This is a genomic window from Microbispora rosea (assembly GCF_044460045.1).
GTDB lineage: Bacteria > Actinomycetota > Actinomycetes > Streptosporangiales > Streptosporangiaceae > Microbispora > Microbispora rosea.
The window spans coordinates 35,272-55,835 of record NZ_JBITJO010000004.1; the positions used below are offsets into that span (position 1 = coordinate 35,272).

Consider the following 20,564-nt stretch of genomic DNA (forward strand, 5'->3'; position numbering starts at 1 on the left):
CCCTCTGGCGTCAGGCCTTCCCCAGCGCGAGCAGGCCGATCAGATCGTAGGCCACGTGTGAGGCCGCGACCGAAGTGATCTCCGCGTGGTCGTACGCCGGGGCGACCTCGACCACGTCCGCGCCGACGATGTCGCACCCGGCCAGGCCGCGCAGGATCTCCAGCAGTTCCCGGCTGGTCAGGCCGCCGGCCTCGGGGGTGCCGGTGCCGGGCGCGTGCGCCGGGTCGAGCACGTCGATGTCGATCGACAGGTAGAGCGGCCGGCCGCCGATGCGCTGCCGCAACGCGTCGGCGACCTCGTCCACGCCCCGGCGCATCACATCCGCGCTGGTCACGATGCCGAAACCCAGCCGGCGATCGTCCTCCAGGTCCCTCTTGCCGTACAGCGGGCCGCGGGTGCCGACGTGGCAGACTGCCTCGGTGTCGAGGATGCCCTCCTCGACCGCTCGGCGGAACGGCGTGCCGTGCGTGTACTCGGCCCCGAAGTAGGTGTCCCAGGTGTCGAGGTGCGCGTCGAAGTGCAGCAGCGCGACCGGGCCGTGCCGCCGTGCGGCGGCACGCAGCAGCGGCAGCGCGATCGTGTGGTCGCCGCCGACGGTGACGAGCTTCGTGCCGTCCTCCATGAGGCCGGAGGCGGCCTCGTCCACGGTCTCGACGGCGTCGCGGATGTCGAACGGGTTGCACGCGATGTCCCCGGCGTCCGCCACCTGCATCTGCGCGAACGGCGAGACGTCCAGGCCCGGGTGGTACGGCCGGAGCAGACGGCTGGCCTCCCGGACGGCCGCGGGGCCGAACCGGGCGCCGGGACGGTAGGAGACCCCGCTGTCGAACGGCACCCCCACCACCGCGACGTCGGCGTGCCCGACCTCGTCCAGCCGCGGCAGCCGCGCGAAGGTTGCCGGTCCGGCGAATCGCGGGATCCGGGAGGAGTCGACGGGTCCCCGGGGCTCTGTCATGACGTGCGCTCTTCCTTCCAGTAGAGGTCGGTCCGCCGGTCACGATGGACGTCGTTGCGAGGGCCGCTGGCCTTGTCCCGCGCGTGCGTGAGGTCGCAGTCGGCGACCAGCACGGCGGGCCCGTCCCGCAGCACGGGACCCGCCAGAGGGTATCCGTCGGGACCGATCAGGGAGGTGCCGCGGACCCAGTCGACGCCGCGCTCCGCTCCGCACCTGTCGGCGACGGCGACGAACATGTGGTTGGCCGCAGCGGCGATCTGGGCGTAGGCGACCAGCACCGGGCGCTCCCCCTCCGGGACAGGAGAGGCGGGCCAGTTGGTGGAGACGGCGAGCAGGTCGGCCCCGGCGAGGCCCACGGACCGCACCCACTCGGGAAACTCCAGGTCGTAGCAGACCATCATGCCGATGCGGCCGAGCGCGGTCCCGACGACCGGGGCCGGCCCGTCGCCGGGGGTGAACACGTCCTGCTCGTCGTGCCACAGGTGGGCCTTGCGGTAGACGGCCCTGGTGCCGGTGGCGTCGACCATGACCTGGCTGTTGCGTACGGCCCCGCCGGCCAGCTCGCAGAACCCGCCGACGATCACGAGGTCGCGGTCGCGGGCCAGCCGCCGCCATGCGGTCACGGTCGGGCCGTCGGCGGGCTCGGCGAGGCTCCTGGCCTCCTCGGCGCCGGTGAAGACGTAGCCGCTGTTGACCAGCTCGGGCAGCACCACCAGCCGGGCGCCGGCCTCGGCCGCTTCCCTGATCGCCGCCTCGGCGGCGGCGCGGTTCGCCTCCGGCTCGCCCACCCGCAGCGGGAGCTGGGCCACGGCGACCCGCGTCACGGCCGCACCCCCGCGTTCGTCCCCGCGTTCGCCCTCGGGTTCGCCCCCACGTGCGCCCCCGGCCGCACCACCGTGCGCAGGCCGGTGCCGGCCCGCAGGCCGGCGAAGGCCGCGGGCAGGTCGGCGAGTCCGGCCTCGGCGCCGACCAGCCGGTCGAGCGGCAGGCGCCCGGACAGGTAGAGGCGGGCCAGCCGGGGGAAGTCGACCGCGGGCACGCTGGAGCCGTAGTTGCAGCCGAGGATGTTCTTGCCCTGGTCGGCGAGGTCGAACGGGTCGAAGGAGACCCGCGTGCCCAGCGCGGTCATGCCGACGAGGACCGCGTTGCCGCCCGCGCGCAGCAGCCCGGGCAGCGCCTCGATCGTGGCGGCCCGGCCGATGGCCTCGAACGCGTGATGCGCCCCGCCGGTGATCTCCAGCACCTTCTCCGCCAGCGCCGGGTCGTCGCCGCGCAGGGTGTGCGTGGCGCCGAGTTCCGCGGCCAGGTCGAGCCGCCGGTCCGACAGGTCGACGGCGACGACCGGCTGGGCGCCGGCCAGACCGAGGCCGAGCACGACCGCCTGCCCGACGCCGCCGCATCCGATGACGACGGCCGACTCCCCCGGCCGCACCCCCGCCGTGCGCACGGCGGCCCCGACCCCGGTCGTCACCGCGCACCCGATCAGCGCCCCCACCGGAAACGGCACCTCGTCGGGAACGACGATCGCTGCGGTCTCGGGCACCACGGCGTACTCGGAGAACGTGCCGAGCCCGAGGAAGGGCAGCACGGGCGTGCCGTCCTCGTCGGACAGCGGGGTCGAGCCGTCCGGCAGCGTGTTGGACACGGCCTTGGTGTTCGAGCACAGCCAGGCGCGGCCGGCGGCGCACGCCTCGCAGCGGCGGCACGGCGCGAACCACGACAGCACGACGTGGTCGCCGGGCTTGACGTCGCGCACGGCAGGGCCGACGGCCTCGACCACGCCCGCGCCCTCGTGTCCCAGGACGATCGGCTCCTCCACCGGCCAGTCCCCGTCGAGGACGTGCAGGTCGGAGTGGCAGACACCGCTCGCCTCGATGCGGACGAGAACCTGGTCGTCCCGGGGGCCGGCCAGGCGCAGCGCCCGGGTTCGCAGTCCCTGCCCCGGCACGAGGACGGCCGCGTTGGTGACGGTCATGTGATTCCTTCCTCAGGCGACACCCGGGGGTTCAGGACGCGACGAGCTCACGCTCACTGGCTACCACGACGTCCTCCTCGGACGAGACGTCGAGCGTGCGGCACAGCAGCAGGTAGACGCCGCCTCCCACGATCAGCCCGACGGCGAACGCGATGTCGACGCCGCCCATGGCCTCGGCCACCGGGCCGGTGAAGAAGCTGAGCACCACGAAGGGGACCATCGCGGCCAGGCCCAGCAGGTACGAGACCAGCCCGCGCCACGCCCACATGCCGTAGATGCCGTCCTTGCGGAACAGGTGCGTGATGGCGTAGTGGCCGCGCCGTACGAAGAAGTAGTCGACCAGGTTGACGGCCGTCCACGGCACGAGCACGTACAGCATGATCAGCTGCACGTTGGTGAAGGCGGTGGAGAAGTCGCCGATGAGCAGCATCCCCACGAGTGCCCACACCACGGCCAGCACGAGGACGGTGACGATCCTGATCGAGCGGGTCGGCCGCACCGGCCGCAGGGTGTCGACGGCGGTGACGACGGTCAGCATGCCGCTGTAGGCGTTGAGACCCATGGTCGCGACCAGCACGAGCACGGACACGACGGTGAGCACGCTGCCGAGGCCGGTGAACACGTTCTCACCCGCGTCGTGGATGCCGACGAGCGTGTCAGTGACGCCGAGCCGGGTGGCCATCCACGCACCGATCGGGATCAGCCACAGCGGCGCGGCCGAGGCGCCGCAGAAGACCGACCACACGATGTGCGAGGTCTTGGTGCGCCGGGGCAGGTAGCGCGAGTAGTCCGAGACGTACGGCGCGTACGTGATGTTGTACGAGGCAGCGACCGCGAACTGGACCATGAAGGCGACCCAGGTGAAGCCGCCGGAGGCGGGGGCCGCCTGCCCGCCCGCGCCCCCGAACAGGATGGCGGCGGTCAGCACGAGCCACAGCGGCAGCGAGATCCAGAACAGCACCTGGAACGCCCGGTGGAGCCAGTCGTAGCCGTAGATGGCCAGCACCGCGGCCACCACGGTGATGACGAGCCCGATCACCGGCTTGCCCCAGCCGAACACCGCGTTCAGGCCGTTGTCGATGATGACCGTGTCGATGACGTTGAAGCCGACGTACGTGAAGAGCGTGCCGCCGAGCGCCACGATGACGCCGCGATAGCCGAGCTGGGCCCGCGACTGCACCATCTGGGGCAGCCCGAGCCACGGGCCCTGCGAGGCGTGGAAGGCCATGAAGAAGGTGCCGAACAGAATGCCGAGCGCGCTCGCCAGCGAGGTCCAGCCGAGCGACAGCCCCATCGCCGGGCCGATGAAACCGATCGCGACGGTGTACGGCTGGAAGTTGCCGCAGAACCAGAACGGGCCCTGGTGCCAGACCTTGCCGTGCCGCTCGCTCTCGGGGACGTAGTCGATCGAGCGGACCTCGATGGCGCCGGTCGAGGCGGAGGGGGCAGCCGTCGTCATACATTCCTCCAGGTCAAGGGGGAGACGGCTTGAGTGTGCCTAATGGCTCCAAATCAGAACAATTGGGTCAATCACCGGAAATAGGCTAGGCGTTGTGGACGGGCACAACACGGTCGAGGACCTGCTGCGCTCCCCCGCGCTGCAGTTGCAAGTGCTGGCGGGCGAACGCGGGCTCGGCAGGTCGGTGTCCTGGGCCCACGTCAGCGAGCTGGAGGACCCCACGCCCTGGCTGCTCGGGGCCGAGGTCATCATGACGACCGGCATCGGGGTCCCGCGCGCCGCCGCCGCCCAGCGCGCGTACCTGGAGCGGCTCGACGACGCCGGGGTGGCCGCGCTCGCGCTCAGCGCGGGCCTGCACGTCCCCCCGCTGCGCCGGGCCTTCCTCGACGCAGCCGAGGACCGCGGATTCCCCGTGCTGGAGGTGCCGCTGGCCGTGCCGTTCATCGCGATCGCGCAGGAGGTCGCGGCCGCGGTCCAGGCGGACGCCCGGCAGCGGCTCGGGGCACAGCTGCAGGTGTTCGGCGCGCTGCGCTGGCTCGCCTCGGAGGGCCTGGACACGGCCGGACTGTTCCGGCGGCTCGAACGGCTGTCGGGCTACGAGATCTACCTGACCACGCCGCAGGGCCGCCCGCTGCTGCCCGGCGTGGCGGCGCCCCCGCCGGGCGTACGCCTGCCCGCCTCGATGGACGCCCCTCCGACGATCCCCGGCGGATTCGCGCTCCCGGTCCCCGCTCCCGGCGGCCCTGCCGGGTTCCTGGTCGCCTTCGAGCGGGAGGGCGCCAGGCCCGCCGGGCTCGCCGTCGTCCAGCACATCGCGACCGTCGCCGCCCTGCGGGTGGCCATGGTGCGCAGCGAACGCGAGACGCTGCGGCGGCAGGGCGCGGAGACACTGGCCGAGCTGCTGCAGGACGTGCTCGACCCGGAGACCGCGCGGCGCAGGCTCGCCCTGGCGGGCCTGGCGGCCGACCGTGACGTCGTGCTGCTCGTGGTGCGCGACGCCGCCGACGACGCCGTCGTACGGGCCCTCGGCGAGCATCCGCACCTCATGCTCCGCCGCCACCGGGACCTGTACGTGCTGACGGCGGCGGACGCCGGCACGGCGGAACTGGAGGCGGTGCCGGGGATCGCGGCCGGCGTCAGCCGCGCTCTCGCACCCGGGTCGTCGCTGCGCGTCGCCCAGCGCGAGGCGCTGTGGGCGGCCTCTCGCGCCGCCGAATCGGGCCGGCCGCTGGTCGCCTACGGCGCGGACACCACCGGCCGGTGGCTGCCCGGCGACGTGGGCGTGCTGGCCGCCCTCGTCGAGCACGTGCTCGGCGACGTCCTGCGGTATGACGCCGAGCACGGATCCGAACTGGTCACGTCGGTGCGGACCTGGATGGAGCGGGACCGCCGCGTCGACGACGCCGCGCGGGCCCTGCACGTGCACCCCAACACGCTGGCGTACCGGCTGCGCCGGTTCGGGGCGCTCACCGGGCGCGACCTGTCGGCGACAGGCGACTTCGCCGAGGTGTGGCTGGCCATCCGCGCGGCGTCCCAGCTCGGCGGCCTTTGACCTCCCGGGCGAGCGCGTGGGTCAGGGACACCGCTCCAGCACGCTCGCCATCTCGGCCAGGAAGCCGTCCACCTCGCCGATCGCGTAGCCGGGCCGGAACACGACGGTCGCGAACGTGGCCTTCCTGACCTGCTCCGCCGTGAGCGGCTCGGCCGCCGTCCCGCGCAGCGTCGCCACCATCCGGTCGAGGAAGACGTCGACCTCCTCCTCCCGGTAGCCCATGCCGAGCCGCCCGGGGCGGAAGGCCACGCGCTCCACCCGCGCCGCCTGCGCCTCCAGCCAGCTCGGGGACCCCGGCTCCGGCGGCGGCGCGGCCCGGGCGGTGACATGGGCGGAGGTGGCACGGGCGGAGGTGGCACGGGCAGGTGCGGACGGGGCGATCGTGCCGGCGGCGCCGCCGGACCCCGGCCGGCCCGTGCTCGGCGCACGGTCATCGAAGCGCTTCGCCTCGGGCGCTCCCGCCGGGTCCTTCGTGGCCACGAGCCCGTCGGACGCTCCCGCGGCGGCCTGGCCGCCCCTGGCCTCGACCGCCACGATGAACGCGTCGAGCGCGAAGTCCACCGCCGTCTCGTTGTAACCCCCGAGCTTGACGGCGAACCTGGCGTTCCTGATCTCGTCGGCGGTCACCGGCGGCCCGTCGAGCGGGCCGAGCCCGAGCGTCCGCTCGATCCTGCGCACGAAGGCGTCGACCTGGCCGGGGTCATAGCCCAGGCGCACGGCCATGACGTGGGGAAAGCGGTTCACACCACACCTCCCTGCCCGTTGCCGACGCCCGTCCATTTTGGCGGGAGTCCCAACAGAAAGGCGAGACCCAAAGATCGCCCGATGCTCGCACGCAGGGAGGAACATCCCGATAGGCTCAGAAAACTATGCGGATCGCCAGCCTCTCCTTCCGATATGGACGGCGGGACCCCTGGATCCTGTCCGACGCCGGCCTGGTCCTGAACGCCGGAGACGTGATCGAGGTCACCGGGCCCAACGGCACCGGCAAGTCGACCCTCCTGCGACTGGTCGCCGGACTGCTCCGGCCCGTACGCGGAAGCGTCGAGGACCGCCCCCGGGTCGTCGGCTACGCCCCCGAGCGGTTCCCCGCCGACCAGCCGTTCACCGTGGCCTCCTACCTGCGGCACATGGCGGCGGTCCGGAGGGTGGGCACGGAGTCGATCGGCCGATGGAGCGAGCGGCTCGGCATGGACCACCTGCTCGGGCAGCGTCTGCCCGACCTGTCCAAGGGCAGCGCCCACAAGGTGGGTCTCGCGCAGGCGCTGCTCGCCGAGCCGGGGCTGCTCGTGCTCGACGAGCCCTTCGCCGGTCTCGACACCGCCACCCGGGCCGAACTCCCCAGGATCATCGGGGAGATCAGCGCGCGCGGCGGCATCGTCGTGGTGAGCGACCACCAGGGTGATCTGCGTTCCTTCCCGGGCCTGCGCCGCTGCGAGGTCCGCGACCGGGCCCTGCGGGAAGTCGACCCGGTCGAGGAGACCGGCGAGGCGGCCCTGACCGTGCTGGAGGTGACGGTGGCCGCGTCGAGGGCCTCGGACCTGGCCGACCGCCTGCGCGCCGAGGGCTGCACGGTGAATATCACGGGACACACCACGGCCCGCTTCGCCGGGGAGGCCGCCGAATGACACCAGTGATCGCGCTGGCGAGGTTCCGCCTGGCCGGGTACGTCGCCTCACACCGGGCGCTGCAACCGCTGATCGCGTTGCTGGCACTGCTGGCGGTCCTCTACGCCGGTGCCATTCCCGCCGGTCAGGAGATCGGGGCCACCGCGGACTCGGCGGCCATGCTCGTGCCGGTGCTCGCCTGGGCCGCGCGCGGCCTGCTCGACACCGAACCCGACGAGCAGCGCAGCGTCGCCCTGTCCGCGCTGGGGGCGAAGGAGCTGCTGAGCGGCCTCCTGGCGGCGTTCGCGTCGCTGCTCGTCCTGGCCGCGATCGCCGAGGCCGCGCTGCTCCTCCGCCTCGCCGCCTCCCCCACCCTCACCGTGCTGCTGGTCGGCGTGTGGCTGCACCTGCTGTCCGCGACGGCGGGCCTCGCGCTCGGGGCGCTGACGAGCCGCCCCATCCTGCCCTCCCCGGCGGTGTCCACGATCGCCCTGATCCTCGGCTACCTGTCGATGCTGGTGCTCAGCATGGCCGGCGCCCACTGGCTCACCGTGCCGGTGATGGGCTGGATGCGGGACGCGCATCACGGGGTGCTGCTGTCCGGGCTGCCCCTGATCACCGTGCAGTCGCTGCTGTGGCCCGCGATCGGCCTGGCGGCCTACACGTGGCTGCGCCGCACGCGACCCTAGGACACCACTGCGCCGGTTGGCGACGCGCCGATGGTCGGCGCGCCGGTCATCGGAAGGCCGGTTTTGGGAAGGCTAGTTATTGGGGCGCCGCGGCGAGCTGCCCGCACGCCCCGTCGATCTCCCGCCCCCGGGTGTCCCGTACGGTGACGGCGACGCCGTGCGACTCCAGGCGGCGTACGAACGCCCGCTCGTCCTCCGGACGCGAAGCGGTCCACTTCGAGCCGGGCGTAGGGTTGAGCGGGATCAGGTTGACGTGCACGAGCTTGTTCTTGAGCAGGCGGCCGAGCAGGTCGGCCCGCCACTCCTGGTCGTTGATGTCCTTGATCAGGGCGTACTCGATGGACACGCGGCGCTTGGTCTTGGCCGCGTAGCTCCAGGCCGCGTCGAGCACCTCGGAGACCTTCCACCGGGTGTTGATCGGCACGAGCGTGTCCCTGAGCTCGTCGTCCGGGGCGTGCAGGGAGACCGCGAGCGTCACCGGCAGGCCCTCGTCGGCGAGCTTGCCGATCGCCGGCACCAGGCCGACCGTCGAGACCGTGATCCCACGCGCCGAGATGCCCAGACCCTCCGGCGCGGGGTCGACCAGGCGGCGGACGGCGCCGATGACGGCCTTGTAGTTGGCCATCGGCTCGCCCATGCCCATGAAGACCACGTTGGTCACCCGCCCGGGCCCGCCGGGGACCTCGCCGCGCGCCAGCGCCCGCGCGCCAGCGACGACCTGCTCGACGATCTCGGCGGTGGACATGTTGCGGGTGAGCCCGGCCTGGCCCGTCGCACAGAACGGGCAGTTCATGCCACATCCGGCCTGGGAGGAGACGCACATGGTGACGCGGTCGGGGTAACGCATCAGGACCGACTCGACCAGCGAGCCGTCGAACAGCTTCCACAGCGTCTTGCGCGTCGTGCCGCCGTCACAGGTGATCTCGCGTACGGAGGTCAGCAGCGGAGGCATGAGCTGCTCGATCAGCCGCTCGCGCAGCGCGCCCGGCAGGTCGGTCATCTGCTCGGGAGAGCCGGTCAGCCGGGTGAAGTAGTGGCGGGAGAGCTGGTCGGCGCGGAACGGCTTCTCCCCCAGCTCCGCCACCGCCGCCCTGCGTTCGGCCATGGTCAGGTCGGCGAGGTGGCGCTGCGGCTTGGCCCTGCGGGGCGCCACGAAGGTCAGCTGCCCGGTCTTCGGCTGCTCGCTCACGCAAAACCCTTTCCATCATCCGCGGCAGTGGTCTTAACGACTGGCGCGCGCGGCTTTACATTCTGTCTGGCGGTCGAATCCCGGAGGCGTACGAGAGGTGAGGTGTGGACACCACTGTCGTGCTCACCAGCACCAACCCCTACGGGAGCCGCACACTGACGATCGAAGCCGACCGGACCTCCTCCGTAGCTTACCTTCGTGACGCGAAGGGGATCGTCCACGGAGCGGTCTGGCTGGCCAACCACGTCCCCGCACCCGCCGAGGCCGATGTGGGCCGGGCGACCTCCGGGCTGCCGCCGGTGATGCCCGAGGCGCACACCGCGCGCCCCTCCGGCCGGCCGCCCCTGCACGCGGAGTCGCTGTCGGTGCTGTGGTTCGAGGAGGGCGACGGCGTCGCCCTGTACGAGAACGACGCGCTTCTGGCGGTCATTCCGGCGTGGGCCGACCTGGAGCGGGGCATGCCCGGATACGCGCGGGACGCCGTCGGGGAGTCGCCCTATGCCTGGCCGCTCGGCGAGGCGCTGGAGGGCCTGTCCCCCCGGGTTGCCAAGGCCCGCGCGTACTGGCAGTGGCGGCAGGCGGACGGCAGCTGGGCCACCTACCAGCAGTTCGTGCTCGGGCATCTGGACAGCAGGCTCGGGCCGCCCGGCCGTTACTGGGACGTCTCCGGCGACCGGTTCCCGCTGGTGGGCGTCAGCGAGCGCCCGCCCACGTTCACCCGGGACTACACCGTGCTGTCCACGGTCGGCATGAGCTGCCAGCGAATGCCCGCCGCGGAGATGTACGACACGGCGTGCCGGGTGGAACTCGCGCTGGCGACCAGGCAGGATCCGAGGACCGCCGCACGACTGTTCGCCTGGCTGGGGCAGTATCCGTGGCGGTCGGTCACCTGGCTGGGGCACGGGCACACGGCCCGCTGGTTCCAGAACCCGGTCACGTTTCCCCTGGACGGCGGGCACCAGGGCGTGCTCATGCTGATGGACCCGCCCGGACTACCGGACATGTCGGGATTCACCTTCGGCGGCGACGCCGTACGGTGGCTGTGGCTGCTTCCGCTCACCGAGTCGGAACTCCGGCTCGTGGCCGATCATGGCCATCGTGCGATCAGCGAGCGGTTGGCGATGACCAGCCGGATCTGACGCGTTCCGCGCGCTGGGCCGGGAACGCGGACCGGGAACGCGGGCCGGGCGGCGGTCAGGCGACCGGGACCAGGAGCGTGAGCAGCAGCCACACGGGGACGAGCGTGAACAGCAGCGAGTCGAGGCGGTCCATGGCCCCGCCGTGCCCCGGCAGCAGCGTGCCCATGTCCTTGACGCCGATGTCACGTTTGATCACCGACTCGACCAGGTCGCCGAGCGTCGCGCACACGACTCCGGCCAGGCCGACGACGGCGCCCTCCCAGTACTCGCCCTGCAGCAGGAAGTGGACCAGTAACGCGCCGCCCACGACGCAGGCGAGGGTGGACCCGGCGAAGCCCTCCCAGGTCTTCTTCGGGCTGATGAGCGGCGACATCCGGTGCTTGCCGAAGAAGATCCCCGCGAAGTATCCGCCGATGTCGCTGCAGACGGTGACCGCGACGAAGACGATCACACGATCCGGCCCGTCCTCGGGGGCCAGCAGCAACGGCACGAACCCCGCGAGCAGCGCCGGGTAGACCGCGACGAACACCGCGGCGGTCGCGTCCCTGACGAAGCCTTCCGCGCCCTGGAACATGCGCCAGGCCAGCAGCACCATCACGGTCACGCCGAACGCGCCGACCAGGAACGTCGTGCCGCCCCAGAACGGTCCGAGCACCATGGCCGCCATTCCGGCCAGCAGAGGCGGCAGCGGCACCCGGATGCCGAACCCGTCGAACGCCTTGACGATCTCGTGGATGCCGACGCCGACGGCCACCAGGACCACGACGAGGAAGGCGACCTTGACAAAGTAGAGCGAGCCGATGACCACCGCGCCGAGCGCGACGCCGACCCCCACCGCGGCGGGGAGGTTGCGGCCCGTGCGGCCCGAGGGCTTCTTGGCGGCATCGCCGGACGCGCCGCCAGGGGCGCCGGTGCCCGCCGGGTTCCGGTCGCCGGCGGCAGCAGTTCCGTCCACAGCGTCCCACTCTCTATATGCGTGTGATCCTTGCGCCGTCCCGCTCTCGCGGGTGCGGCGCAAGGATCACGGTCGTGCCGTACGGCCCGCTTTCCGGGCCGCGACGTCAGACCTCGAGCAGCTCGGCTTCCTTGTGCTTCAGCAGCTCGTCGATCTTCGCGACGTGCTTCTGGGTGAGGTCGTCGAGCTCCTTGACCGCACGATGGACCTCGTCCTCGCCGGCCTCGCCGTCCTTGACGAGCTTGTCGAGGATCTCCTTGGCGTGCCGGCGGATGTTCCGCACGGACACCCGGCCGTGCTCCGCCTTGTTGCGGGCGACCTTGATGTACTCCTTGCGGCGCTCCTCCGACAGCTCGGGGAACACCACGCGGATCACGATGCCGTCGTTGCTCGGGTTGACGCCGAGGTCGCTGTCGCGGATGGCCCTCTCGACCGCGCTCAGCGAGCCCTTGTCGTACGGCTGCACGAGCACCATGCGCGCCTCGGGGACGTGGAACGACGCGAGCTGCTGGATCGGCGTCTGCGATCCGTAGTAGTCAACGCTGATCTTGTTGAACATCGAGGGCGTCACACGGCCGGTGCGGATGCTCGCGAAGTCGTCCTTGGCGACCGTCACCGCCTTGTCCATCTTCTCCTCGGCCTCGAGGAGGGTTTCGTCGATCACTGCGGCTCCCTACTTCCCTGCCGGACTCACCAGCGTGCCGATCTTCTCACCACGGACCGCCCGGAGGATGTTGCCCTCGCCCATGAGATCGAAGACCACGATGGGCAGGCCGTTGTCCATGCACAGGCTGATCGCGGTGGCGTCCATGACCCCGAGGCCCCGCGTCAGCACCTCACCGTAATCAAGCTGGTCGAATCGGACCGCATCGGGGTTCTTGCGCGGGTCCGAGTCGTACACGCCGTCGACCTGGGTGCCCTTGAGCAATGCCTCGGCGCCGATTTCCAGTGCGCGCTGCGCGGCACAGGTGTCGGTCGAGAAGAACGGCGAGCCGAGCCCCGCGCCGAAGATGACCACGCGGCCCTTCTCCAGGTGGCGGATCGCGCGGCGCGGCAGGAAGGGCTCGGCCACCTGCTGCATCGTGATCGCGGTCTGCACACGGGTGTCGATGCCGCGCTTCTCCAGGAAGTCCTGCAGGGCGAGACAGTTGATGACGGTCCCGAGCATGCCCATGTAGTCGGCACGGGCGCGGTCCATGCCCCCCTGCGACAGGGCGGCTCCGCGGAACATGTTGCCGCCGCCGACGACGACGGCAACCTGCACGCCCTCACGGACCGCTTCGGCGACCGAGTCCGCCAGCTGGGCGACGACGCGCGGGTCGATCCCGAGGGACTCCCCGCCCGCGAACGCCTCACCCGACAGCTTCAGCATCACCCGCTTCCAGCGCAGCGGCCCGTCGTACGACGAAGCCGCCGGCGTGGCGGGTCTGGTGTTCTCCTGCACGGCGGCGGCCTCCTCGGATGTAGCGCGGGTCGAAAAGCTCCTGGCAGTAAGCCTAAGCCTGGCCGACCTTGTAGCGGGTGAAGGCCAGGACCTTGACGCCGGCCTCGTCCGCGACCTTCGCGATCGTCTTCTTGTTGTCCTTCACGAACGCCTGCTCCAGCAGAGTGAAGTCCTTGTACCAGCCGTTGACCCGGCCGTCGACGATCTTCGGGATGGCGGCCTCGGGCTTGCCCTCCTCGCGGGTCATCTGCTCGAACAGCGACCGCTCCTTCTCGACGACCTCGGCGGGCACCTCGGCGGGGCTGAGGTACTTCGGGGCCATCGCGGCGGCGTGCTGGGCGATGTCCTTGGCGATCTCGGCGTTCGGCGTGTCGAGCTGCACGAGCACGCCCACGGCCGGCGGGAGCTGCGGGTCGGTCTTGTGCATGTAGGAGGTGATGAAGCCACCCTCCAGCAGCGCGAACCGGCGGATCTCGATCTTCTCGCCGAGCGCCGCGTTGGCCTCGTCGAGCAGCTCCTTGACGGTCTTGCCGTTCAGCTCGGACTCGAGCAGGGTCGGCACGTCGGCGGGCTTGGTCGCGACGATGTGCGCGACGATGTCGGCGGCGAGCTCCTGGAAACGCTCGTTCTTGGCGACGAAGTCGGTCTCGCAGTTGAGCTCAAGCAGCGCCGCGAGGGAGTCGCCCTCGTGCTTGACGGCGACCAGGCCGTTCGACGCGGTGCGGGCCTCGCGCTTGCCGACGTCCTTGGCGCCCTTCAGACGCAGGATGTCGACGGCCTTGTCGAAGTCGCCCTCAGACTCCTCGAGCGCCTTCTTGCAGTCCATCATGCCGGCGGCGGTCAGCTCGCGAAGCCGCTTGACGTCGGCCATGTTTACGGAAGCCATTGTCCAATTTCCTCTTCGGGACCCGGATGCGAATCGTCTGGGGGGTGGGCACCCGTGCCGAGTGCCCACCCGGTGAAGCCCTCAGCGCGGCGGGCGTCGCCCTACCGCACCGGAACCAGGTCGCTGCCTGGGAGATTCCCGCCGTCGCGGCCGGCATGAGGCGCCGCGCCCGGCGGGAATCCGTGGTCGTTCGTCAGGCCTGCTCGCCCTGCTCGGCGGCCGGGGCCTCGGTGGCCTCGGTGGCCTCGGCGGCCGGAGCCTCGACGGTCTCTGCGGCCGGAGCCTCAGCGGTCTCGGCGGCCGGGGCAGCCTCGGCAGCCGGAGCGGCCTCGCCACCCTCGAGGAGCTCACGCTCCCACTCGGCCAGCGGCTCGGCGGCGGCGACGCCCGCGGGCTTCTCGTCACCGCGGCCGGCGCCCGCACGGGTCATGAGACCGTCGGCGACGGCGTCGGCGATCACGCGAGTGAGGAGGCTGACGGCGCGGATGGCGTCGTCGTTGCCCGGGATCGGGTAGTCGACCTCGTCCGGGTCGCAGTTGGTGTCCAGGATCGCGACGACCGGGATGCCGAGCTTCTTGGCCTCGTTGATCGCGATGTGCTCCTTCTTGGTGTCCACGACCCAGACCGCGCTCGGGACGCGGGCCATGTCACGGATACCGCCGAGGGTGCGCTCCAGCTTCTCCTTCTCGCGGCGGCGCATCAGGAGCTCCTTCTTGGTGAGCCCGGAGCCGGCCACGTTGTCGAAGTCGAGCTCCTCGAGCTCCTTCAGCCGCTGGAGCCTCTTGTGCACGGTGGAGAAGTTGGTGAGCATGCCGCCCAGCCAGCGCTGGTTCACGTACGGCATGCCGACGCGCGACGCCTGCTCGACGATCGACTCCTGCGCCTGCTTCTTCGTGCCGATGAACATGATGGTGCCGCCGTGCGCGACGGTCTCCTTCACGAAGTCGTAGGCACGGTCGATGAACGACAGCGACTTCTGCAGGTCGATGATGTAAATGCCGTTGCGCTCGGTGAAGATGAAGCGCTTCATCTTCGGGTTCCACCGGCGCGTCTGGTGGCCGAAGTGGACGCCGCTCTCCAGCAGCTGCCGCATGGTTACGACAGGGGCCATGGTGATGGTCCTCCATGGTCGTGTGCCCTCGGGCACGGTCTCGGTTGGTCACGCGGGCGTCTTGCCCGCGCCCTGACGCCCCGGGCCGCTTTCGCCGGACGTGGTCCGGACCGAGAAGGCGGCTCGTGAGTGGGCGTGCGAATTCGGCCCGCCTAGCAGGCCGTCGAACAGTCTACCCGGATCCGCCCGTTCAGTTGACCCTTGCCGGATCAGCACGCCGCCACACCACCACGCCCACCGCCGGCCCCCCCGCCTTCGAGAGCCGCCCCACCCAGCACCCCACCGAGCCCCTCAGCCAGCGCCCCGCCCAGCACCGCGGTCAGGAGCCGCATCACCTCCCGGCCTTCCACAACCAGCGCCACCCCCAGCACCGCGGTCAGGAGCGAGCACCGCAACAGCAGGGCCCGGCCGGCGGCGGCCGTCAGGAGGACGGAGCCCACGCCGCGGGGTGCTCCCCCTGGCGGGGCGGCGGGCTCGTCCAGCGCGGACGCGTCCCGTCGATGGCGCCGGGCGGCATGACATAGGTGAGCGTGCCGAAGGGACTGTCCATCGTCGCCAGCAGATCCTCCACCCGGGGCTGCGGCACCCCCGCCCCATCGATCCTGCCGAGGTCGTCGAGCCAGGCGGCGGTCCTCGCCAACGACACCTCGACGTGCCAGGAGCCGCCCTCGGCCGCCCGCCGCAGCAGAGCCGCGACCGCGCCGAACGCGGCCAGGTAGCCGGTGCCGTGATCGAGGGCCTGTGCGGGCAGCGGGCTCGGCCGCAGCCCGTCGCCGTTCTCGTGCGCGATCCCGCACGCCATCTGGACGAGGCTGTCGAATCCCCTCCTCGAAGCCCACGGCCCGCGCGCGCCATAGGCGGAGATGTCGACGCAGACGATGCCGGGCCGCAGGGCGGCGAGGTCGTCCGGCCCGAAGCCCCTGGCCCGCAGGGCCCCGGGCCGGTATGCCTGGATGACCACGTCGGCCTGACGGACCAGCTCCCTCAGCCTGTCCGCCTCCGAACGCAGGTCGATGTGGCACGACCGCTTGCCGAACGCGGTCTCCACCACGAGCCCCGGCACCTCGGGCAGATGCGCGGCGCCCACACGCAGCACGTCCGCGCCGTACGCCGCGAGCGCCCGTGCGGCCACCGGCCCGGCGATCACGCGGGTCAGGTCGAGCACCCGCACGCCGCCGAGAGGCCTCTCGATCCCGGCCGGAAGCCCAGTCCCGAGGTCGCCGAGCACGCCGCCCCTAACGGACAGCCTGGAGACGCCGACGAGCGGAAGGCCGGCCAGCGCCCGCGCCTGGGGGTGCGCGAGCCATTCGGCCCTGCTCCGCATCGCCGCCGCGCAGCCCCCCTCGCGAATCACCGCGTCCTCGATCTCCACCGCCGTACGGCCGGCGCACGCCCTGCCGACGTCCTCCTTGCCCGAGCCGGGCGGCAGCCCGAGCGCGCGCACGGCGGCATCACGGTGATGGTCGAAGTTGCAGTGGAGCCGGACCCAGCCGTCCGAGGTGCGGTAGTCCCCCGACAACTCGGCCCAGACATCCATGGCCTTCCCGTCGGTGCGGAAATGCCTCTCGCTCTGGAAGGCCACGGCGGCGTGCCGGACATCGATCGTCACGTCCGGATCGCCGTGCGCCCCGCGAACCGGTTGCCGGCCGCCGGACCCTTCCTCGTCGCTCCTCCCGATGCGGCGGGCGTACGCCGCGACGGCGGCGGTCAGGGCACCGGCCGAGGCCGCGGCCATCGTGCCGAGGGGGAAGACGGACGGCAGGACGGGGTCCTCGCCGACGACCCGGACCTCGGGCAGGGCGATTCCGACGCCCGCGCCCAAATCCCTGATCAGTTTCGCGGTCACTGCCGGCTCCTCACTGCCGATGCCCTGCGGCGCCCGATGCCCGGCCGCGTGCTCCGCAGCGGCAGAGCCGCCTCCGGGAACCGGGGAAAGTATCCATGCCGGTCGCAGTTCACTCGCGGCCGACCTCCCATCTCCCCTCCCAGCCCCGGCTGTGCACCCCGGCCGTGGACCCCGGCTGTGGACGACGAGAGCCTTGTTCGCAGTCGTGCGAGCGGGCCGGCGGCAGGCCGGGGACAGGCCGCGCGAGAGCCCCGCCGGATGGGCCGTGACGACGCATGCTGCCGTTCATCCGCGCGCGGCAGGCCGCAGCCGCCACCCTCGGTCCACGTTCTCGACGAATCCCGCGGCGGCCAGAGCGCCGAGGCAGGCGAGCGCCGTCCCGATGTCCACACCGGCGGCGACGGCGATGACGGCGGGGCCGGTGGCGCCGCGTGCGGGGATCGCTTCGAGCACACGTCTGGTCTCGTCGTTCAACCCGTCGCGAGGCCGGACGGGCCCGCGTTGCTCCGGTGCGAGATCGTCACCGATGGAGCCGACCAACTCGACGATCTCCTCAGCCGAGGTGACGCAGACGGCCTTGCCCTGGCGGATCAGGACGTGGCAGCCCGCGGAGACCTCCGTGGTGATCGGACCGGGCACGGCCATCAGATGCCGGTTCAGGCCCCAGGCATGCGTCGCCGTGTTGAGTGCACCGCTGCGCGCGGCCGCCTGCACGACGACGGTCCCCCGGGACAGAGCGGCGATCACCCGGTTGCGGATGAGGAACCGCAGCCGGGTGGGGTGCGCCCCCGGCGGCCACTCGCTGATCACCACGCCCTGCCGGCGCACGGCGGCGAACAGGTCCTCGTGCGCGCTGGGGTAACACACGTCCGTCCCGCAGGCGAGCACGACGACCGTCGGCGTTCCGGACGCCAGCGCGCCCCGATGGGCGGCGCCGTCGATCCCGTAGGCGCCACCGCTGATCACCGTCCACCCGCGCCCGCCGAGACTCATGGCGAACTCGGCCGCCACCGTCGTGCCGTACGCGGTCGCGGCCCTGGCCCCGACGACGGAGACCGAGCGCAGACAGGAGAAGCGCAGGTTCGCCTGTCCATCCACCCACAGTCCGAACGGCCGTGCCTGCCCGAGGTCGTCGAGCTGCGTGGGCCATTCGACGTCGCCCGGGACGACGAGCCGGGCTCCTCGCCGCATGCCTTGCTCCAGGTCGCCCGCCGGGTCCGTGTATCGGGCCGCCCAGGCCGCCGCATGCCGGCCGAGATCCAGGTGGCGCCTGGAAGCCTCGGCGCGCTCCTTCTCCTCACGGGCGAAGTCAGGGTCGAGCACGCCGCGCCTCGCCTGCTCCATCGCGCCGACCGGACCAAAGCGGGCGATCAGCCGGCTCATCACCGCGTCGCCCGCCTCGGCCATCCGCATGATCGCCACCCGGGCCAGCCGATCCGCCCTTCCCGGACCGGTCGCGCCGCCGGCGTCCCCGTTCGCGCCCTCGGCGTCCCCGATGGGGGTCGAGGTGCCCGCTGCCTGCGAGATGGCATCGCGGGCCGGCGCTTCGCCGCCGGTGGGGAACTCAGTCGTTTCCATCAATCCACTCCGAGCCACAGTGCGAGGGCGGCCGACGTCTCGGCCTGATCCGGACGGTCCTTGAAAGAGAGATCCGCGAGTGTCCAGGAGACGCGGAGCACACGATCCAGACCGCGTGCGCTGAGCGTGCCCACGTCGAGACCTCGATGGAGCGGGGCCATCGCGGCGTCGGGCAGGCGGAAGTCACGGTGCAACACAGATGACGGCACCTCCGCGTTGGTGCGCCAGGGAGTGCCGGCCAACCGTCTGGCGGCCCGCTCGCGCGCCAGTCTCACCCGCTCGGCCACGGTCGCGCTGGTCTCCATGAAGTGCCGGTCCGCGAGCAACTCGGCGCGGGTGGCCCGGCCGATCTTCACCTTCACGTCGACGCGATCCAGCAGCGGCCCGGAGAGCCGGTCGAGATAACGGCGCCGGCCCGCGGGGGTGCACTTGCAGGGGTGCCCGACCGTTCCCTGCAGACCGCACGGACACGGATTGGCCGCCATGACGAGCATGAACCGGGCGGGGAAGGTGACCGCGCCGACAGCACGCGCGATGGTCACCGTGCCCGACTCGAGGGGTTGCCGCAGGGAGTCGAGCACGGTCGTCGCGAACTCCGGTGCCTCGTCGAGGAAGAGCACGCCTCGGTGTGCCAGCGACACCGCTCCGGGTCTCACGACGCCTCCGCTCCCGCCGCCCACGACGGCCGCCATCGTGGCGCTGTGATGCGGGGCCATGAAAGGCGGCCGGGTGAGCAGCGGACGCCCCGGCGGCAGCGTTCCCGCCACCGAGTGGATGGCCGACACCTCCAGGGCCTTCTCCTGGTCCAGTGGGGGCAGAAGGGTCGGCAGGCGCTCGGCGAGCATGGTCTTGCCGCTCCCCGGCGGGCCCAGCATCCAGAGGTTGTGCCCTCCGGCGGCGCACACCTCCAGTGCCTTGCGGCCCATCGGCTGCCCGGCCACGTCGCACAGGTCCGGTCCCGGCACCCTCCGGTCGCCGGCGTACGGGCCTGCCGGACGCGACGCGTCCTCGACGCGACGAGCGTCACCGCCATGCTCGGCGTAAGCGCCATGGCCGACCTGCCCGCCCTGCCCGGCCTGCCGGCCACACTCGCCGCGCTCGGCCTGTTCATCGTGCTCGGCCTGTTCGCGGGGCTCGCCGTGCTCGGTGTGCTCTATGTGCCCGCTGCGTCCGGTGTGCTCGGCATCCTGGGCGAGCGAGGCGGCGTCGTCCACCACCGGAAGCCGGTGCAGGTCGCCCGAGCGCAGCCACCCGACCAGCTCGCCGAGAGTGGCGACGGGAACCACGGTGAGATCGGGCACGAGAGCGGCCTCGGCGGCGTTGAGCGCGGGCACCACGACCGTGCGCACGCCCGCCTCCGCGGCGGCGAGCGCGGCCGGCAGCACGCCTCTGATCGGCCGGACCCGCCCGTCGAGACCGAGCTCGCCGACGAACATCGGCGCCGCGATCCGCTGCGCGGGGACGGCGCCGGCCGCACCGAGCACCGCGATCGCGATGGCCAAGTCGAAGATCGATCCTCGCTTGGGCAAGGTGGCCGGGAACAGGCTCACGGTGACCCGTGCGTCGGGCCAGGCGAACCTGCTGTTGATCAGCGCGGATCTCACGCGGCCCCGCGCCTCGCTGATCGCGGTGTCGAGAAGCCCGATGAAGTGCGTTCCGGCGATGCCGGGGCCCACATCGGCCTCGACCTCCACGAGGCGTCCGGTGACGCCCACGAGGCCGACGCAATGGGTCCGGGCGACGGGCATCTCAGACCACCCCGCGTTCGTGCCTGAGCGAGAAGTCGCCCGCGAACCGCTCGATGGCGATCACGTCTATCCGTATGGTGTCGAAACGCTCCGTGTGCATGGTGAGCCACTTGACGGCCAGCGTCCGCAGGCGCAGCAGCTTCTCCCCGGTCACCGCCTCGTAGGCGGTGCCGTGGCTGCGCCCGGAGCGGGTCTTCACCTCCACGATCACCAGCGCGTCGCCGTCGCGGGCGACGATGTCGATCTCGCCCTCCGCGCAGCGCCAGTTGCGGTCGAGTATTCGAATGCCCTTCGCCGTCAGAAAGGTCACGGCGAGTTGCTCACCCTGTCTGCCCAGCCGATCTTTCGCCGCCATGGGACCACCTCCGCCGCAGACATTCGCCGAAGCGGCCCCCGGCCCGTGCCGCCGAACCTTTTTCTGTGGATAAGCC

Annotated in this window: 20 protein-coding genes; 4 read left to right on the top strand and 16 right to left on the bottom strand. The window is 72.0% G+C overall.

Annotated features, from left to right (window positions below; all coding sequences use genetic code 11):
- Positions 1-10: 10 nt before the first annotated feature.
- From speB to ACIBK1_RS17450, 4 genes are read right to left on the bottom strand one after another with little or no spacing between them, the layout of a single operon-like run.
- Positions 11-955: an agmatinase gene (speB, locus tag ACIBK1_RS17435; protein ID WP_030511701.1), complete on the bottom strand. Its 945-nt coding sequence runs from the start codon at positions 953-955 to the stop codon at positions 11-13.
- Positions 952-1,779 (bottom strand): nitrilase-related carbon-nitrogen hydrolase, encoded by an 828-nt coding sequence (locus ACIBK1_RS17440; RefSeq protein WP_030511702.1) that lies wholly within the window; start codon positions 1,777-1,779, stop codon positions 952-954. The genes speB and ACIBK1_RS17440 overlap by 4 nt, the downstream gene beginning before the upstream one ends.
- The gene (locus tag ACIBK1_RS17445; protein WP_396736073.1) at positions 1,776-2,930 is read right to left on the bottom strand and encodes an alcohol dehydrogenase catalytic domain-containing protein; all 1,155 of its coding nucleotides are present in this window, start codon (positions 2,928-2,930) and stop codon (positions 1,776-1,778) included. Before ACIBK1_RS17445 ends, ACIBK1_RS17440 begins: the two co-directional genes overlap by 4 nt.
- 31 nt (positions 2,931-2,961) lie before the next feature.
- Positions 2,962-4,389, bottom strand: a complete 1,428-nt coding sequence (locus ACIBK1_RS17450) for a purine-cytosine permease family protein (protein ID WP_030511704.1) — start codon at positions 4,387-4,389, stop codon at positions 2,962-2,964.
- Positions 4,390-4,483: 94 nt separating this feature from the next.
- Here ACIBK1_RS17450 and ACIBK1_RS17455 point away from each other — a divergent pair, with 94 nt between their 5' ends.
- A complete protein-coding gene (locus ACIBK1_RS17455) occupies positions 4,484-5,941 on the top strand; it encodes a PucR family transcriptional regulator (RefSeq protein ID WP_030511705.1) in 1,458 nt (485 codons plus the stop codon).
- A gap of 21 nt (positions 5,942-5,962) precedes the next feature.
- Here ACIBK1_RS17455 and ACIBK1_RS17460 read toward each other — a convergent pair whose 3' ends face one another.
- Positions 5,963-6,685: a DivIVA domain-containing protein gene (locus ACIBK1_RS17460; protein ID WP_396736077.1), complete on the bottom strand. Its 723-nt coding sequence runs from the start codon at positions 6,683-6,685 to the stop codon at positions 5,963-5,965.
- Positions 6,686-6,810: 125 nt separating this feature from the next.
- Here ACIBK1_RS17460 and ACIBK1_RS17465 point away from each other — a divergent pair, with 125 nt between their 5' ends.
- Positions 6,811-7,569, top strand: coding sequence for an ABC transporter ATP-binding protein (locus ACIBK1_RS17465; RefSeq protein WP_051762598.1), 759 nt, complete (start codon positions 6,811-6,813; stop codon positions 7,567-7,569).
- Entirely contained in the window at positions 7,566-8,237 is a 672-nt protein-coding gene (locus tag ACIBK1_RS17470; protein WP_387077778.1) for a hypothetical protein, read from the top strand. The genes ACIBK1_RS17465 and ACIBK1_RS17470 overlap by 4 nt, the downstream gene beginning before the upstream one ends.
- Before the next feature lie 76 nt (positions 8,238-8,313).
- Here the strand turns inward: ACIBK1_RS17470 and rlmN are convergent, their stop codons facing one another.
- Entirely contained in the window at positions 8,314-9,426 is a 1,113-nt protein-coding gene (rlmN, locus tag ACIBK1_RS17475) for a 23S rRNA (adenine(2503)-C(2))-methyltransferase RlmN (RefSeq protein WP_396736081.1), read from the bottom strand.
- Positions 9,427-9,530: 104 nt separating this feature from the next.
- Between rlmN and ACIBK1_RS17480 the strand changes: the two genes are divergently transcribed.
- Positions 9,531-10,565, top strand: coding sequence for a suppressor of fused domain protein (locus tag ACIBK1_RS17480; protein WP_396736084.1), 1,035 nt, complete (start codon positions 9,531-9,533; stop codon positions 10,563-10,565).
- 55 nt (positions 10,566-10,620) lie between these two features.
- Here ACIBK1_RS17480 and ACIBK1_RS17485 read toward each other — a convergent pair whose 3' ends face one another.
- The 10 genes from ACIBK1_RS17485 to ACIBK1_RS17530 form a co-directional block, all read right to left on the bottom strand.
- Positions 10,621-11,520, bottom strand: coding sequence for a phosphatidate cytidylyltransferase (locus ACIBK1_RS17485; protein ID WP_081903967.1), 900 nt, complete (start codon positions 11,518-11,520; stop codon positions 10,621-10,623).
- A gap of 106 nt (positions 11,521-11,626) precedes the next feature.
- Positions 11,627-12,184 (bottom strand): ribosome recycling factor, encoded by a 558-nt coding sequence (frr, locus tag ACIBK1_RS17490; protein WP_030511712.1) that lies wholly within the window; start codon positions 12,182-12,184, stop codon positions 11,627-11,629.
- A 9-nt stretch (positions 12,185-12,193) separates the two neighbouring features.
- A complete protein-coding gene (gene pyrH / locus ACIBK1_RS17495; RefSeq protein WP_030511713.1) occupies positions 12,194-12,964 on the bottom strand; it encodes a UMP kinase in 771 nt (256 codons plus the stop codon).
- A 52-nt stretch (positions 12,965-13,016) separates the two neighbouring features.
- Entirely contained in the window at positions 13,017-13,850 is an 834-nt protein-coding gene (gene tsf, locus ACIBK1_RS17500; protein WP_030511714.1) for a translation elongation factor Ts, read from the bottom strand.
- A gap of 193 nt (positions 13,851-14,043) precedes the next feature.
- Positions 14,044-14,961, bottom strand: a complete 918-nt coding sequence (rpsB, locus tag ACIBK1_RS17505) for a 30S ribosomal protein S2 (RefSeq protein WP_030511715.1) — start codon at positions 14,959-14,961, stop codon at positions 14,044-14,046.
- A 209-nt stretch (positions 14,962-15,170) separates the two neighbouring features.
- Positions 15,171-15,401 carry a hypothetical protein gene (locus ACIBK1_RS17510; protein WP_396736089.1) on the bottom strand — a complete coding sequence of 77 codons (231 nt, stop codon included), beginning with the start codon at positions 15,399-15,401 and terminating at the stop codon, positions 15,171-15,173.
- Positions 15,383-16,807, bottom strand: a complete 1,425-nt coding sequence (locus ACIBK1_RS17515) for a CoA transferase (protein WP_396736092.1) — start codon at positions 16,805-16,807, stop codon at positions 15,383-15,385. Before ACIBK1_RS17515 ends, ACIBK1_RS17510 begins: the two co-directional genes overlap by 19 nt.
- Before the next feature lie 285 nt (positions 16,808-17,092).
- Positions 17,093-18,385 (bottom strand): DNA-processing protein DprA, encoded by a 1,293-nt coding sequence (gene dprA, locus ACIBK1_RS17520; protein WP_396736095.1) that lies wholly within the window; start codon positions 18,383-18,385, stop codon positions 17,093-17,095.
- Entirely contained in the window at positions 18,385-20,133 is a 1,749-nt protein-coding gene (locus ACIBK1_RS17525; protein ID WP_396736098.1) for a YifB family Mg chelatase-like AAA ATPase, read from the bottom strand. The genes dprA and ACIBK1_RS17525 overlap by 1 nt, the downstream gene beginning before the upstream one ends.
- 1 nt (position 20,134) lies before the next feature.
- Entirely contained in the window at positions 20,135-20,488 is a 354-nt protein-coding gene (locus tag ACIBK1_RS17530; RefSeq protein WP_396736101.1) for a YraN family protein, read from the bottom strand.
- Positions 20,489-20,564: the final 76 nt, after the last annotated feature.

Coding starts and splice junctions, on each gene's coding strand:
- tsf (WP_030511714.1), bottom strand. CDS start 13,850: ATGGCTTCCGTAAACATGGCCGACGTCAAGCGGCTTCGCGAGCTGACC.
- ACIBK1_RS17525 (WP_396736098.1), bottom strand. CDS start 20,133: ATGCCCGTCGCCCGGACCCATTGCGTCGGCCTCGTGGGCGTCACCGGA.
- speB (WP_030511701.1), bottom strand. CDS start 955: ATGACAGAGCCCCGGGGACCCGTCGACTCCTCCCGGATCCCGCGATTC.
- ACIBK1_RS17465 (WP_051762598.1), top strand. CDS start 6,811: ATGCGGATCGCCAGCCTCTCCTTCCGATATGGACGGCGGGACCCCTGG.
- rpsB (WP_030511715.1), bottom strand. CDS start 14,961: ATGGCCCCTGTCGTAACCATGCGGCAGCTGCTGGAGAGCGGCGTCCAC.
- ACIBK1_RS17450 (WP_030511704.1), bottom strand. CDS start 4,389: ATGACGACGGCTGCCCCCTCCGCCTCGACCGGCGCCATCGAGGTCCGC.
- dprA (WP_396736095.1), bottom strand. CDS start 18,385: ATGGAAACGACTGAGTTCCCCACCGGCGGCGAAGCGCCGGCCCGCGAT.
- ACIBK1_RS17470 (WP_387077778.1), top strand. CDS start 7,566: ATGACACCAGTGATCGCGCTGGCGAGGTTCCGCCTGGCCGGGTACGTC.
- ACIBK1_RS17530 (WP_396736101.1), bottom strand. CDS start 20,488: ATGGCGGCGAAAGATCGGCTGGGCAGACAGGGTGAGCAACTCGCCGTG.
- ACIBK1_RS17445 (WP_396736073.1), bottom strand. CDS start 2,930: ATGACCGTCACCAACGCGGCCGTCCTCGTGCCGGGGCAGGGACTGCGA.